This window comes from Corynebacterium sphenisci DSM 44792 (assembly GCF_001941505.1).
Classification (GTDB): domain Bacteria; phylum Actinomycetota; class Actinomycetes; order Mycobacteriales; family Mycobacteriaceae; genus Corynebacterium; species Corynebacterium sphenisci.
On record NZ_CP009248.1, the window covers coordinates 532,377 to 546,388 of the forward strand.

The following is a 14,012-nucleotide window of genomic DNA, read 5'->3' on the forward strand; positions in this document are numbered from 1 at the left end:
CGCGCCGGGCGTCCGGGGCCCCGCTAGGCTGGCGGCCATCATGGATCATGCAGCACCCGCACCCGCCGGAGACGACCGCCCCCGCACCCCCGACGCCTTCGGCGACCCCGGTGACCTGCTGGCCGGGCTGAACCCGCAGCAGCGCGCCGCGGTGCTGCACCGCGGCTCCCCGCTGCTCATCGTCGCCGGGGCGGGCTCCGGCAAGACCGCCGTGCTCACCCGGCGGATCGCGCATCTCATCGCCGGCGGGGTGCACCCGGGGCAGATCCTGGCGATCACCTTCACCAACAAGGCGGCCGCGGAGATGCGGGAGCGGGTCGCCGCCCTGGTCGGCCCGGAGGCGGGCCGGATGTGGGTGGCCACCTTCCACGCCACCTGCGTGCGGATCCTGCGCATGCAGCACGCCCTGGTGCCGGGGCTGAACTCCAACTTCTCCATCTACGACGCCGACGACTCCCGCCGGCTGCTGTCCATGATCGCCCGGGACATGGACCTGGACACCCGCCGCTTCACCGGCCGGGTGCTGGCCAACCGGATCTCCAACCTGAAGAACGAGCTGGTGGACGCCGAGCGGGCGGCGGCCGAGGCGGAGGCCACCCGCAACCCCTTCGACGAGGTGGTCGCCCGGGTGTACGCGGAGTACTCCCGCCGGCTGCGCGCGGCCAACGCGGTGGACTTCGACGATCTGATCGGGGAGACGGTGCGCATCTTCCGGGAGCACCCGCAGGTCGCCGAGTACTACCGGCGCCGCTTCCGGCATGTCCTGGTCGACGAGTACCAGGACACCAACCACGCCCAGTACGCGCTGGTGTCCGCCCTGGTCGGCACCGGCGCCGGGGCCAGCGAACTGTGCGTGGTGGGCGATTCGGACCAGTCCATCTACGCCTTCCGCGGGGCGACCATCCGCAATATCGAGGAGTTCGAGCAGGACTACCCGGAGGCGGAGACGATCCTGCTGGAGCAGAACTACCGCTCCACGCAGACCATCCTCTCCGCGGCGAACCGGGTGATCGCGCGCAACGAGGGCCGCCGGGAGAAGCGGCTCTGGTCGGATCTCGGGGAGGGTGAGCCGATCCGCGGCTTCGTCGGCGACAACGAGCATGACGAGGCGCGCTGGATCGCCAACCGGATCGACGAGCTGGTCGAGTCGGGGCGGTTCCGCTACTCCGATGTGGCGGTGTTCTACCGCACCAACAACGCCTCCCGCGCCCTGGAGGACGTCTTCCTGCGCCTGGGCCTGCCCTACACGGTGGTCGGCGGGACCCGCTTCTACGAGCGCCGGGAGGTGCGCGACATCGTCGCCTACCTGCGGGTGCTGGTGAACCCGGACGACGATGTGGCGATGCGCCGGATCATCAACGTGCCGCGGCGCGGGATCGGGGACAAGGCGGTCGCCGCGGTGGCGCTGCACGCCGAGGACGCGGGGATCTCCTTCGGCGCGGCGCTGCGCGACGCCGCCGAGGATCGGGTGCCGATGGTGCCGGCCCGCGGCCGCGCCGCGATCGGGCGCTTCCTGGGGCTGCTGGGGACAATCGCCGAGGTCGGCGGCGGGGACGTCGGGGAGCTGGTGCCGGCGATCCTGGAGGCCACCGGCTACCGCGCCGAGCTGGAGGCCTCCTCGGATCCCCAGGACGCCACCCGGCTGGACAACCTCAACGAGCTGGTCTCGGTGGCCCGGGAGTTCGCCGCGGAGGCGGAGCTGGCCGCCGCCCTCGGCGAGGACGCGCCGGCCGCCGGGGAGGGCGAGCCGGAGCCGGGCAGCCCGGAGGCCTTCCTGGAGCGGGTCTCCCTGGTCGCCGACGCCGACCAGATCCCCGATGACGACCGGGGGGTGGTCACCCTGATGACCCTGCACACCGCCAAGGGCCTGGAGTTCCCGGTGGTGTTCGTCACCGGCTGGGAGGACGGCCAGTTCCCGCATCTGCGCGCCCTGGGCGACCCGGGGGAGCTCGCCGAGGAGCGCCGGCTGGCCTATGTCGGGATCACCCGGGCCCGCCGGATGCTGCACCTCACCCGGGCGCGCACCCGCTCGGCCTGGGGCGCCCCGCAGTCCAACCCGCCCTCGCGCTTCCTCGGCGAGATCCCGGAGGAGCTGGTGGAGTGGACCGACGAATCCACCGGGGGCGGTTTCGGCGCCGCCGCCCCGGGCGCGGCCTTCGGCCGCGGCGGCGCCGCCCGCCGGGGCGCCGGCCGCTCCGGCGGGACGGCGCGCAACCGGGAGCTGCAGCTGGCCGCCGGGGACCGGGTGGTGCACGACAAGTACGGCCTGGGCACGGTGCTCTCCGTGGACGGGGCGGGCCCCCGGGAGACCGCGACCATCGACTTCGGCTCCGCGGGCAAGGTGCGGCTGATGCTGCTCGGCGGGCTGCCGATGGAGAAGCTCTAGGCCCCCGTCCGCCGGGCGGTCACCCAGCAGGTGATCACCACCTCCTGCACCACGGTGCCCTCCGCATCGCGCAATTCGATGGTCACCGGCAGGTCCACCCCGCCGGTGCCGGCGGTGATCCCGGCGAAGTCGGGCAGCTCCGCGGTGGCGGTGCCGGTGAGCCCGCCGCGGGAGATGGTCACGTAGCGCACGTCCATGGCCTTGGGCACCCAGCGGTGGGTGGCCGGCACGGAGGCCTCGCAGAGCATGCCCATCGCGGTCTCGGCGACATTGCAGCCGGCGATCGCGTGGAAGGTGCCGATGTGGTTGCGCACCCCCCACCATTTCGGGGCGCGCACCACCGCGCGGCCCGGGGCCATCTCCAGCACATGGGGCAGCACGGAGCCGAAGTAGGGGGCGGCCAGGCAGATCCCGGCGGAGAAGAGCCGGGTGCCGATGAGCGGCACCCGGGAGAGGCGGCGCCACAGCGCCAGGGTCCGGGTGGGCGGCGGCTGGTTCACGTCGGTCATGGGGTGAAAGCTAACCGCCCCGCGGCGATGCCGGGGGCGGACCCGGCCGAGCCGGGGGCGGCGGGGGTGGCCACGGGGGTGGCCGGGGCCGGGCGCGGGCCTAGTAGATGATCCCGTAGGCGGCGAGCCAGGCCAGCGGATCCACCGGGGTGACCCCGTCGGGGTGGATCTCGAAGTGCAGGTGGGTGCCGGTGGAGAAGCCCCGGTTGCCCATCCCGGCGATGACCTGGCCGGCCTGCACCCGCTCGCCGACGGTGACGTAGATGGACTCGATGTGCCCGTAGACGGAGATCGCCCCGTCGTCGTGCAGCACCCGCACCCACTGGCCGAAGCCCTGGGCGGGGCCGGCGTCGATGACCTCGCCGGGCAGCACGGACATGATCGGGGTGTTCATCACGTTGGCGATGTCGATGCCGTTGTGCATGGCGCCCCACCGGCCGCCGAAGCCGGAGGTGAGCACGCCCTCGGTGGGGCGGGAGAACAGCGGGGCGCGCTCGGCGAGATCGCGCTGCACCCGCTCGTAGTTGTACTGCAGGGCGGTGGCCAGCTGCGCGGCGAGATCCACGGCGGGCCGGTGGTCCCGCACGGAGACCACGGTGGGGGTGTCCGCCCCGGCCCCGGGGTGCGGGCCGGCCAGGATGCGCGCCTCGGCGTCGGCGCCGGCCGGCGCGGCGGCGGCGTCCTCGCGGGCGGCGTCGTCGGCGCGGATCTCGGCGTCCTCGGCGGGCTGCGCCGCAGCCGCGCCGGCGGTCGCGGTGCTGACCGCCGCGGAGGCGGCGGTGGCGAGCGCGATGCGTCCGACGGTGGATCGGGTCCGCTTGCGGTGGGCGCCGCCGCGGCTGCGCACGCTGTTTCGCACTGAACACCTCGCTGCTGGGGGAAGGGGGGACGGGGGCCGGCGCAACCGGCCCGGCGGGCGGGTCGTAATCGCGTCGTTATCTACGGCAAGCCACGATAACGAACGGATTACCCGGGGGCAACCCGTTTCCGCGGATCGATGTAACGCCGCGGCCGCCGGTGCGATATGCGCGTAACCGGCGTGGCCGGTGGGGCTGGTGTGACTTGGGGGATCCTCCCGCGCGCCCCGTTCGGGGGCGGCCGCGCCTCGTATACCCTTGCCGGGAAGACGGCCGGCGCAACCGGCGCCGGCGGGCCGTTGACTTCCGGGAAAGGGGGCCACCAGGTGGGCGAGAGGGCGCGTAGGGGACCCGGCGGCCGGGCCGCGGAACCGGAGGGCGCCCGCCGCCGCGGCCGCGGACGCGCCCGCGGGACCCGGCCCGCCCCCGCGGCCCGGGCCTCCGCCCCGCCGGCCGGGGATCCCCGGCCCGCCCCGGCCGCGCCGACGCCGGCAGGCCGGCTGCGCCGCTTCGGCCTGACCATCGCCGCCGTGGACGGGGTGGCGGTGCTGCTGATCGCCACCATCGCGCTCATCGGGGTCACCGTCGCCGACGCCGGGGTCACCCCGCTGCCGGCGACCGTGGCCACCCTGTGGATGCTGCTCATGATGGCCCCGGTGGTCCTCGACGACGCGGTGCTCGGCCTGGTGCCCGCGCTGCCCGGGATGGCCCTGGTCGCCCTCGCGGCCTGGCGGATCCGCCGGGAGGTCGCGGGGCCGGTGTCGGTGCGCGACATCCGGGTGCTCGCCGCGGTCGCCCTGGGCGTCCCGGCGGCGCTGACCGCGGTGGCCTGGCTGATGCTCTTCGACGCCGCCAAGGTGCTCCCGGTGGCCCCGCCGAACCTGATCCACGCCCTGGCCGGGGCGCTGCTGCTGCGCCTGCTCGCCCTGGCCCTCGGGCTGGGCCCCGGGCTGCTCACCGCCCTGTTGCGCCGGCGAGCCCTGCCGGAGTGGCCGGTGGCCTCGCTGCGCCTGGCCGCCGATCTGCTCCGCTGGCTGTGGGCCGCCGGCGCGCTCGCCGCGCTCGCCGCCATGGCCTGGCACCACGGGGCCGTCGCCGAGGCCTACCGGATCACCGCCGGCGCCGGGGAGATCGCGGGCCTGACCGCGCTGTCGGCGGCCTACCTGCCCAATATCGCGGTCGGCGGGTTGGCCGTGCTGGTCGGGGCGCCCGCCACCGTCGGCGTCGCCGAAGCCGGGCTGTTCGCGGTGATCCCGGGCAGCCTGCCGCCGCTGCCCCCGCTGGCGGCGATGCCCCAGTCCGCGCACCCGGCGGCGCCGCTCCTGCTGGCCGTGGTGCCGGCGGTGGTGGTCTGGCGCACCCGCCGGATGCTGCGCCGGGAGCGCCCGGAGGCGCCCTACCCGGTGGCCGTCGGGGCCGCCGCCGCGGCCGGGCTCGGCGCCGCCGCGCTGGCCTGGCTCACCGGCGGCATCCTCGGCCAGTACGGCCATTCCGGGGCGGTGCCCGGGATGACCGGGATCCTGGTCTCCGCCTGGGTGGCGCTGCCCGCGGCCGTGGTGGTGCTCGCCGAATCCGGCTGGCCGCCGGCGCGCCCCGGCGGATCGGCGCCGGCCGCCGCGGACGACGACGCCGACGGGGCCGATGCGGACGCCGGGACCCCCGGGGAGGGGGCCGGTGAGGACGCCGGGGATCCGGCGGTGGACCGGGACGGTGCCGACGGGGCGGCCGTGGACGCCGCCGGGGATGCGGACGAGGCCGGGGACCGGGGCGCCGAGCCCGCCGCCGATGCCGATGCCGGCGCGGACCCGGATGCGGGGCCCGGGGCGGAGGAATCCGCCGGGGACGGGGAGGACGAGGCCGGGGCCGGGGAGGCCGGGGAGGCCGATGCCGGTGCCGCCGGGGAGGCCGCGGCGCCCGTGGCGGGACCGGAGCCCGCGGACGGGGAGGACCGGGACGAGGCCGGCGCCGGGGCGCCGGATGCGGCCGGGGACGGCGACGCCGGGGAGGTCGCGGAGCCCGCGGAGGGCCCGGACCCGGCGGCGGGGGAGGACCCCTCGGGCCCGGCGCGGCGGTGAGCGGCGGGTAGAATGCCCGCCGTGACCGAAACCCCCCGCAGGCTCCCGCTCCGCGTCGTCGTGCTCGCATCGGGCGCGGGGACGCTGCTGCAGTCGCTGCTCGACCTGCTCGACCCCGCGGTGGTCGAGGTCGTCGCGGTCGGCTCGGACCGGGAGTGCCCGGCCGTGGCGCGGGCCCGCGCCGCCGGGCTGGACGCCTTCGTCGTCGCCTTCGACGACGCCGCGCGCGCCGACCGGGCCGGATGGGACCGCAGGCTGCGCGACGCCGTCGCCGGGCGCCACCCGGACCTCGTCGTCTCCGCCGGCTTCATGCGGATCCTGGGGGAGGGGTTCATCGCCGCCTTCGGGGACCGGATCCTCAACACCCACCCGGCCCTGCTGCCCTCCTTCCCGGGGGCGCATGCGGTGCCCGACGCCCTGGCGCACGGGGTGAAGGTCACGGGGACCACCGTGCACATCGTCGACTCCGGCGTGGACACCGGGCCGATCCTGGCCCAGCGCGCCGTCACCGTGGCGGAGGATGACACGGTCGACACCCTGCACGAACGCATCAAGCAGGTCGAGCGGCTGCTGCTCGCCGACGTGCTCACCACCATCGCGCATCGCGGTTACACGCGGGACGGACGAAAGGCGAGGATTCAATGACCAACGGCGATCGCAAGGCCATCACCCGGGCGCTCATCAGCGTCTACGACAAGACCGGGCTGGAGGAGCTGGCCCGGGCGCTGCACGGGGCGGGGGTGGAGATCGTCTCCACCGGCTCCACCGCGGCCCGGATCGCCGAGGCCGGGGTGCCGGTGACCGGGGTGGAGGAGCTCACCGGGTTCCCGGAATGCCTCGAGGGCCGGGTGAAGACCCTGCATCCCCGGGTGCACGCGGGCATCCTCGCCGACACCCGCAAGGAGGACCACCTCGCCCAGCTCGACGAGCTCGGGGTGGCGCCCTTCCAGCTGGTGGTGGTGAACCTCTACCCCTTCACCGACACGGTGGCCTCCGGCGCCGGCTTCGACGAGTGCGTGGAGCAGATCGACATCGGCGGGCCGTCCATGGTGCGCGCCGCGGCGAAGAACCACCCCTCGGTGGCGGTGGTCGTCGACCCGGCCCGCTACGGCGAGGTCGCCCGCGCGGTGGCCGCCGGTGGGTTCACCCGCGCCGAGCGCACCCGGCTGGCCCTGGACGCCTTCCGGCACACCGCCGCCTATGACGTGGCGGTGGCCGGCTGGCTCGGCGAGCAGGCCGGCGCCGCCGGGGCGGACGACCCGGCCGCGGCGCGGTTCCCGGAGTGGGTGGGCCGCACCTGGGAGCGGGCCGCGACGCTGCGCTACGGGGAGAACCCGCACCAGCGCGCCGCGCTGTACCTCGCCCCCGGCGGGTCCGGGCTGGCCCGCGCCGAGCAGCTGCACGGCAAGGAGATGAGCTACAACAACTACACCGACTCCGACGCGGCCTGGCGGGCGGCCTGGGACCACGACCGGCCCTGCGTGGCGATCATCAAGCACGCCAACCCCTGCGGGATCGCGGTGTCCGACGAGTCCATCGCCGCCGCGCACCGGGCGGCGCACGCCTGCGACCCGGTGAGCGCCTTCGGCGGGGTGATCGCGGTCAACCGGGAGGTGTCGAAGGAGATGGCCGAGCAGGTCTCCGAGATCTTCACCGAGGTGATCGTCGCCCCCGGCTACGCCGAGGGCGCGGTGGAGGTGCTCTCCCGGAAGAAGAACATCCGGATCCTCGTCGCGGAGCCGCCGACCCGGGCCGCGGTGGAGATGCGCGAGGTCTCCGGGGGGATGCTGCTGCAGGAGCGCGATGAACTGCACGCCGAGGGCGATGATCCCGCGAACTGGACCCTGGCCTGCGGGGAGCCCGCGGACGAGGCGACCCTGGCGGATCTGGTCTTCGCCTGGCGCACCGTGCGCGCGGTGAAGTCCAACGCGATCCTGCTGGCCCGCGAGGGCGGCACCGTGGGCGTGGGCATGGGCCAGGTCAACCGGGTGGACGCGGCGAAGCTGGCGGTGCAGCGGGCGAACACCCTGGGCGGGGAGGCGGAGCGGGCCCGCGGGGCGGTGGCCGCCTCGGACGCCTTCTTCCCCTTCGCCGACGGTTTCGAGGTGCTCGCCGAGGCGGGGGTGCGCGCGGTGGTGCAGCCCGGCGGCTCGATCCGCGACGCCGAGGTGGTCGCCGCCGCGGAGCGCGCCGGGGTGACCATGTACCTCACCGGCGCCCGGCACTTCGCGCACTAGCGGCCGGGCCCCGGCCGGGGGTGAATCCCCCGGGGCCGGGGCGGCGCCGCCGGGATGCCCCTATCCTTTCCCCATGGAACCGAGCATCCTCATCATCGGCGCGGGCCCCTCGGGGCTCGCCGCCGCCGCCAAGCTCGCCGCCGCGGGCATCGGCTACGACCACGTCGAGCGCCATTCCGGCGTCGGCGGGCTGTGGGACATCGACAACCCGTACACCCCCATGTACGAGTCCGCGCACTTCATCTCCTCCACCCGCCACTCCGGCTACCCGGACCGGCCCTTCCCGGCCGATGCCGCGGACTACCCCTCGCGCACCGTCATCCACGACTACCTGCGCGACTTCGCCGCGGACACCGGGGTGGGGGAGCGGATCCGCTTCGGTGTGGCGGTCACCGGGATCGAGCCGGTGGACCACGGCTACCGGGTCAGCTTCGACGACGGGTCGACCCGGATCCACGATCACGTGATCTGCGCCTCCGGCACCCTCGCCGAGCCGGTGCTGCCGGAGATCCCGGGCGAGTTCGCGGGGGAGTACCGGCATTCGTCGAGCTACCGCTCCATCGACGAGCTGCGCGGCCGCCGGGTGCTCATCATCGGCGCCGGCAACTCCGGGGCGGACATCGCCTGCGATGCGGCGCAGGCGGCGGCGCATGCGGAGATCAGCATGCGCCGCGGCTACTGGTTCATCCCCAAGCACATCCTGGGCCGGCCCAGCGACGACTTCACCGTCGCCGGGCCCCGGCTGCCGGTCCGCCTGGAGCAGCTGATCACCCAGGCCTACCTGCGGCTGCATTTCGGGGATCTGCGCCGGCTGGGCATCCCGAAGCCGGATCACCGGGTCTTCGAGGCGCATCCGGTGCTCAACGACCAGCTGATCCACCATCTCCGGCACGGCGATATCGCGGTGCGCCCCGACGTCGCCGCCTTCGAGGGGTCCGCGGTGCGCTTCGTCGACGGCACCACCGGCGACTACGACCTGGTGCTGGCCTGCACCGGCTACCGGCACTGCATCCCCTACGCCCGGGGGCTCTTCGGCGGCGATGACGCGATGAGCGGGCTGTACCTGCGCTTCGCGCACCGGGGCCACCCGGGGCTGTGGGCGCCGGGGATGATCGAGACCAACTCCGGGGCCTTCGGGATCATCGACCGGCAGGCGGAGATCATCGCCCGGGTGATCGGCGCCGCGGGCACCGCCCGCGCCGACGACTTCCACCGCCGGGCGGCCACCGCCACCCCGGATCTCACCGGGGGGCTGCGCTTCGTCGACTCCGACCGGCACCGCGGCTACGCCGATTCGCACGCCCTGATCGACGCCCTCGACGCCGAGCTGGCCGCCACGGCGCCCTGATCCGGTCTACCCTGCGTCCCCATGGGCACCCGAGCCGAGCAGCGCACCCGCCGTCACGCCGAGATCATCGCCGCGGCGGCGGGGATCATCGCCGAACGCGGCTTCCGCGGCACCCGCCTGGAGGACGTGGGCGCGGCGGTGGGGATCTCCGGGCCGGGGCTGTACCGCTACGTCGGGGGGAAGGAGGAGCTGCTGGCGCAGATCCTGGTGGACGTCTCGGTGCGGCTCGTCGACGGGGCGCGGGCGGTGCTCGCGGAGGCGGCGCGCGCCGGCTGGGACGACGGCCGCACGCTGCGGGAGCTGCTCGCCCACCACGTCGAGTTCGCGGTGAGCGAACCGGATCGGATCCGGGTGCAGGAGCGCGAGATCGGCCATCTGGCACCGGGGCCCCGGGAGAAGGTGCGCTCCCTGCAGCGCACCTACCTGGAGATGTGGGTGGAGGTGCTGCGCCGGGTGCGCCCGGATCTGGACGCCCGCACCGCGCGGGTGCGCACCCAGCTCATCGCGGGGCTGATCAACTCCTCCCGGCACATCATCCGGCGGGAGGGCCCGGAGCTGGTCCGGGCGCAGGCGATGGCGCTGGCGCTGGCCGTGATCGACGCCGGGTAGCGGGCCGCCGTGGGGGGCGGGGCCGTGGGGCGGTAACGCCACCCCCGATTCAGTTAGCGGTGATTCACGTTTGCGCTGGGCCGGGGCGCCGCGGCGCGCCCGCATCCGGCTAAGGGGGTGATCCAGATCACTTTCGGCCTTGATACGTGTTCGTGCGCACAGTAGTCTCCGGGGCACAAGTTAATTTCCATTAACAGTTCACCCGGCACCGGTCCGGCGCCCCGCGCCCGCCCCGCCGCCCGCACCCCCGGAGACCCGCACATGGCCCAGCCCTCCACGGCGCCCCCGCCGACCGCCGCCCCCGACGACCGCACCCGGCACCGCGAACTCGCCGCCGACCTGCGCGGGCGCCTCCGGCGCGCCGCCGCCGGCGGCGGCGAGCGCGCCCGCGCCCGGCACATCGCCCGCGGCAAGCTGCTGCCCCGGCAGCGCATCGACGAGCTGCTCGACCCGGGCAGCCCCTTCCTGGAGATCGCCCCGCTGGCCGCCGACGGCATGTACGGCGGGAAGGTCCCCGCCGCCGGGGTGGTCGCCGGGATCGGCCTCGTCGCCGGCCGCCGCTGCATGGTGGTCGCCAACGACGCCACCGTCTCCGGCGGCACCTACTACCCGATGACGGTGAAGAAGCACCTGCGCGCCCAGGAGATCGCCGCGGAGAACCACCTGCCGTGCATCTACCTCGTCGACTCCGGCGGGGCGATGCTGCTCAACCAGGACGAGGTCTTCCCGGACCGGGACCACTTCGGGCGGATCTTCTACAACCAGGCGAACATGTCCGCCCGCGGCATCCCCCAGATCTCCGCGGTGCTCGGCTCCTGCACCGCCGGCGGCGCCTACGTGCCCGCGATGAGCGACGAGAACGTGATCGTCGCCGGGCAGGGCACCATCTTCCTCGCCGGCCCGCCCCTGGTGAAGGCCGCCACCGGGGAGGACGTCACCCCCGAGGAGCTCGGCGGCGGCGCCCTGCACGCCCGCGTCTCCGGGGTCGCCGACCACCTCGCCGCCGACGACGCCGAGGCCCTGGCGAGGATCCGCGGCATCGTCGCCACCCTCCCGCCGGACCGCGCCCCCGCCTGGGACGTCGCCGAGCCGGCGGAGCCCGCCCGGGACCAGCGCGACCTGTACTCGGTGGTGCCGGTGGACCCGAAGACCCCCTACGACGTCCGGGAGGTGATCGGGATCCTCGTCGACGGCGGCGCCTACGAGGAGTTCAAGGCCGAGTACGGCACCACCCTGGTCACCGCCTTCGCCCGGATCCACGGCCACCGGGTCGGGATCGTCGCCAACAACGGCATCCTGCTCGGCGAGTCCGCGGTGAAGGGCGCCCACTTCATCGAGCTCTGCGACGCCCGCGGGATCCCCCTGATCTTCCTGCAGAACACCACCGGCTTCATGGTCGGCCGGGAGTACGAGGCCGGCGGCATCGCCAAGCACGGGGCGAAGATGGTCACCGCCGTGGCCACCACCCGGGTGCCGAAGCTCACCGTCGTCATCGGCGGGGCCTTCGGCGCCGGCAACTACTCCATGTGCGGCCGCTCCTACTCGCCCCGCTTCCTCTGGCTGTGGCCCAACGCCCGGGTCGCGGTGATGGGCGGCCCGCAGGCGGCGATGACCCTGTCCACGGTGCGCGCCGCCCAGGTCGAGCGCGCCGGCGGCACCTTCACCGAGGAGGAGCGGGAGGCCTTCGAGGCCCCCATCCGGGAGCAGTTCGAGCGCCAGTCCGGCTGCTACTACTCCACCGCCCGGCTCTGGGACGACGGGGTGATCGACCCCGCCGACACCCGCCGCCTGCTCGGCATGGCCCTCGACGTCGCCGGCGGGGCGCCCCCGCCCGGCGCCGACCACCCCGGCTTCGGCCTGTTCCGGATGTAGGAGACGCCACCCATGGACCACATCAGCACCGTCCTCGTCGCCAACCGCGGCGAAATCGCCTGCCGCGTCATCGGCACCCTCCGCGACCAGGGGGTGCGCGCGGTGGCGGTGTACTCCGACGCCGACGCCGACGCCCCGCACGTGCGCGCCGCCGATGCCGCGGTGCGGCTCGGCCCCGCCCCGGCGCGGCAGTCCTACCTGGACATCGACCGGGTGATCGACGCCGCCCGGCGCACCGGCGCGGAGGCGATCCACCCCGGCTACGGCTTCCTCGCCGAGAACGCCGCCTTCGCCCGCGCCTGCGCCGCCGCCGGGATCGCCTTCATCGGCCCGCCGCCGGAGGCGATCGAGACCATGGGCGACAAGATCTCCGCCCGCGCCGCGGTGGAGGCCCGCGGGGTGCCCACGGTGCCCGGGATCTCCCGGCCCGGCCTCGACGACGCGGCGCTCCTCGCCGCCGCCGCGGACATCGGCTTCCCGGTGCTGATCAAGCCCTCCGCCGGCGGCGGCGGCAAGGGCATGCACCGCGTCGAGGACCCCGCGGAGCTGCCCGGGGCGCTGGCCGCGGCCCGCCGCGAGGCCGCCGGCGCCTTCGGCGACGACACCCTGTTCCTGGAGCGCTTCGTGGACACCCCCCGGCATATCGAGGTGCAGGTGCTCGCCGACGCGCACGGGTCGGTGATCCACCTCGGGGAGCGGGAGTGCTCCCTGCAGCGCCGGCACCAGAAGGTGGTGGAGGAGGCGCCCAGCCCGCTGCTCGACGCCGCCACCCGGGAGCGGATCGGCGCCGCCGCCTGCGACGCGGCCCGCTCCGTGGGCTACGTCGGCGCCGGCACCGTCGAGTTCATCGTGCCCGCCGCGGAGCCGGACGCCTTCTACTTCATGGAGATGAACACCCGGCTGCAGGTGGAGCACCCGGTGACCGAGGAGATCACCGGCGTCGACCTCGTCGCCGCGCAGCTGGCGGTGGCCCGGGGGGAGCCGCTGCCGCTGACCCAGGAGCAGGTGCGCCTCGACGGCCACGCCGTGGAGGCCCGGGTCTACGCGGAGGACCCCGGGGCCGGGTTCCTGCCCACCGGCGGCCGGATCCGCCGGGTGGTGGCCCCGGCCGGGCCCGGGATCCGGGTGGACTCCGGGATCGCCGACGGGGTCGAGGTGACCAGCCTCTACGACCCGATGCTGATGAAGATCATCGCCCACGGCGCGGACCGCGCCGAGGCCCTGGACCGCCTCGACCGGGCCCTGGCCGGCACCGTGGTCGCCGGCGTCGGCGTCAACGTCGACTTCCTGCGCCACCTCCTCGCCGACCCGGACGTCGCCGCCGGCCGGCTGGACACCGGGCTGCTGGAGCGGATCGCCGGCGGGCACCGCCGCCGGCCCGCCCCGGACGAGGCGCTGATCGCCGCGGCGATGGACTGGCTGCTCGCCCGGTGGCCCGCCGCGGCGGCCTCGCCCTGGCGGGTGCCCGACGCCTGGCGCCCCGGCGGCGCGGCCGCGCAGCGGCTGCGCCTGGGCGCCGCCGGCGCCGCCGGCGGCGCGGCGACCCTGATCGGGATCACCGGGGCCCCCGGCGCCGCCGAGGTCGTCGTCGGCGCCCGGGTGCCGGGGCTCGACGGCGCCGCCGCCGACGACGCCGACCCGGCCCCGCCGCGCCGGTACGCGGTGGCCGCGCACCGCGACGGGGAGCTGCTCCGCGTCGACGTCGACGGCCTCGCCCGGCACTGGCGGGTCGACGCCGCCGGCGGGGACGTCATCGTCGCCGGCGACCCCGGGGCCTGGGCCCTGGTGCACCGCCCGGTGGTGCGCGCCGCCGCCGGCGGCGCCGGCGACGCCGACGCGGTGCTGCGCGCGCCGATGCCCGGCACCCTGATCGCCGCCGCGGTCGCCGACGGCGACGCCGTCGCCGAGGGCGACCCGGTGGTGGTGGTGGAGGCGATGAAGATGGAGCACACCCTGCGCGCCCCGCACGCCGGGGTGGTCACCCTGCTCGCCGCCCCCGGGGACCAGGTCGCCGGCGACGCCGCCCTGGCCCGGATCGACCCCGACCCCGACCCCCGACCGACCCCCGACCCCGGCCCCGGATCCCCGGAAAGCCGCCCCGACGCACAGGAGTGACCCC

Annotated in this window: 10 protein-coding genes; 8 read left to right on the top strand and 2 right to left on the bottom strand. The window is 75.6% G+C overall.

The genetic code is table 11. From position 1 onward, the window contains the following. The first annotated feature begins 40 nt into the window (after positions 1-40). Positions 41-2,386: a UvrD-helicase domain-containing protein gene (locus CSPHI_RS02460; RefSeq protein WP_084210194.1), complete on the top strand. Its 2,346-nt coding sequence runs from the start codon at positions 41-43 to the stop codon at positions 2,384-2,386. On the opposite strand, the gene CSPHI_RS02465 is transcribed toward CSPHI_RS02460, so the two are convergent. Continuing rightward, entirely contained in the window at positions 2,383-2,895 is a 513-nt protein-coding gene (locus CSPHI_RS02465; RefSeq protein ID WP_075691350.1) for a hotdog fold domain-containing protein, read from the bottom strand. The genes CSPHI_RS02460 and CSPHI_RS02465 overlap by 4 nt on opposite strands. Positions 2,896-2,995: 100 nt before the next feature. Further along, a complete protein-coding gene (locus CSPHI_RS12315) occupies positions 2,996-3,754 on the bottom strand; it encodes a M23 family metallopeptidase (RefSeq protein ID WP_075691351.1) in 759 nt (252 codons plus the stop codon). Positions 3,755-4,078: 324 nt separating this feature from the next. On the opposite strand from CSPHI_RS12315, the gene CSPHI_RS12320 reads away from it, so the two are divergent. The 7 genes from CSPHI_RS12320 to CSPHI_RS02505 all read left to right on the top strand — a co-directional run bounded on the left by CSPHI_RS12320 (position 4,079) and on the right by CSPHI_RS02505 (position 14,008). Then, positions 4,079-5,827: a cell division protein PerM gene (locus CSPHI_RS12320; protein WP_075691352.1), complete on the top strand. Its 1,749-nt coding sequence runs from the start codon at positions 4,079-4,081 to the stop codon at positions 5,825-5,827. Between the two features lie 12 nt (positions 5,828-5,839). Then, positions 5,840-6,472, top strand: a complete 633-nt coding sequence (gene purN / locus CSPHI_RS02480) for a phosphoribosylglycinamide formyltransferase (protein WP_075691353.1) — start codon at positions 5,840-5,842, stop codon at positions 6,470-6,472. After that, a complete protein-coding gene (gene purH / locus CSPHI_RS02485; protein WP_075691354.1) occupies positions 6,469-8,064 on the top strand; it encodes a bifunctional phosphoribosylaminoimidazolecarboxamide formyltransferase/IMP cyclohydrolase in 1,596 nt (531 codons plus the stop codon). The genes purN and purH overlap by 4 nt, the downstream gene beginning before the upstream one ends. 73 nt (positions 8,065-8,137) lie before the next feature. Continuing rightward, positions 8,138-9,412 carry a flavin-containing monooxygenase gene (locus CSPHI_RS02490; protein ID WP_075691355.1) on the top strand — a complete coding sequence of 425 codons (1,275 nt, stop codon included), beginning with the start codon at positions 8,138-8,140 and terminating at the stop codon, positions 9,410-9,412. Positions 9,413-9,433: 21 nt separating this feature from the next. Next, positions 9,434-10,021, top strand: a complete 588-nt coding sequence (locus CSPHI_RS02495) for a TetR/AcrR family transcriptional regulator (protein WP_075691356.1) — start codon at positions 9,434-9,436, stop codon at positions 10,019-10,021. A gap of 261 nt (positions 10,022-10,282) precedes the next feature. Next, a complete protein-coding gene (locus tag CSPHI_RS02500; protein ID WP_075691357.1) occupies positions 10,283-11,893 on the top strand; it encodes a carboxyl transferase domain-containing protein in 1,611 nt (536 codons plus the stop codon). Positions 11,894-11,905: 12 nt separating this feature from the next. Then, a complete protein-coding gene (locus tag CSPHI_RS02505; protein ID WP_075691358.1) occupies positions 11,906-14,008 on the top strand; it encodes an acetyl/propionyl/methylcrotonyl-CoA carboxylase subunit alpha in 2,103 nt (700 codons plus the stop codon). Positions 14,009-14,012: the final 4 nt, after the last annotated feature.

Coding starts and splice junctions, on each gene's coding strand:
- CSPHI_RS02460 (WP_084210194.1), top strand. CDS start 41: ATGGATCATGCAGCACCCGCACCCGCCGGAGACGACCGCCCCCGCACC.
- CSPHI_RS02465 (WP_075691350.1), bottom strand. CDS start 2,895: ATGACCGACGTGAACCAGCCGCCGCCCACCCGGACCCTGGCGCTGTGG.
- purN (WP_075691353.1), top strand. CDS start 5,840: ATGCCCGCCGTGACCGAAACCCCCCGCAGGCTCCCGCTCCGCGTCGTC.
- purH (WP_075691354.1), top strand. CDS start 6,469: ATGACCAACGGCGATCGCAAGGCCATCACCCGGGCGCTCATCAGCGTC.
- CSPHI_RS02490 (WP_075691355.1), top strand. CDS start 8,138: ATGGAACCGAGCATCCTCATCATCGGCGCGGGCCCCTCGGGGCTCGCC.
- CSPHI_RS02495 (WP_075691356.1), top strand. CDS start 9,434: ATGGGCACCCGAGCCGAGCAGCGCACCCGCCGTCACGCCGAGATCATC.
- CSPHI_RS02500 (WP_075691357.1), top strand. CDS start 10,283: ATGGCCCAGCCCTCCACGGCGCCCCCGCCGACCGCCGCCCCCGACGAC.
- CSPHI_RS02505 (WP_075691358.1), top strand. CDS start 11,906: ATGGACCACATCAGCACCGTCCTCGTCGCCAACCGCGGCGAAATCGCC.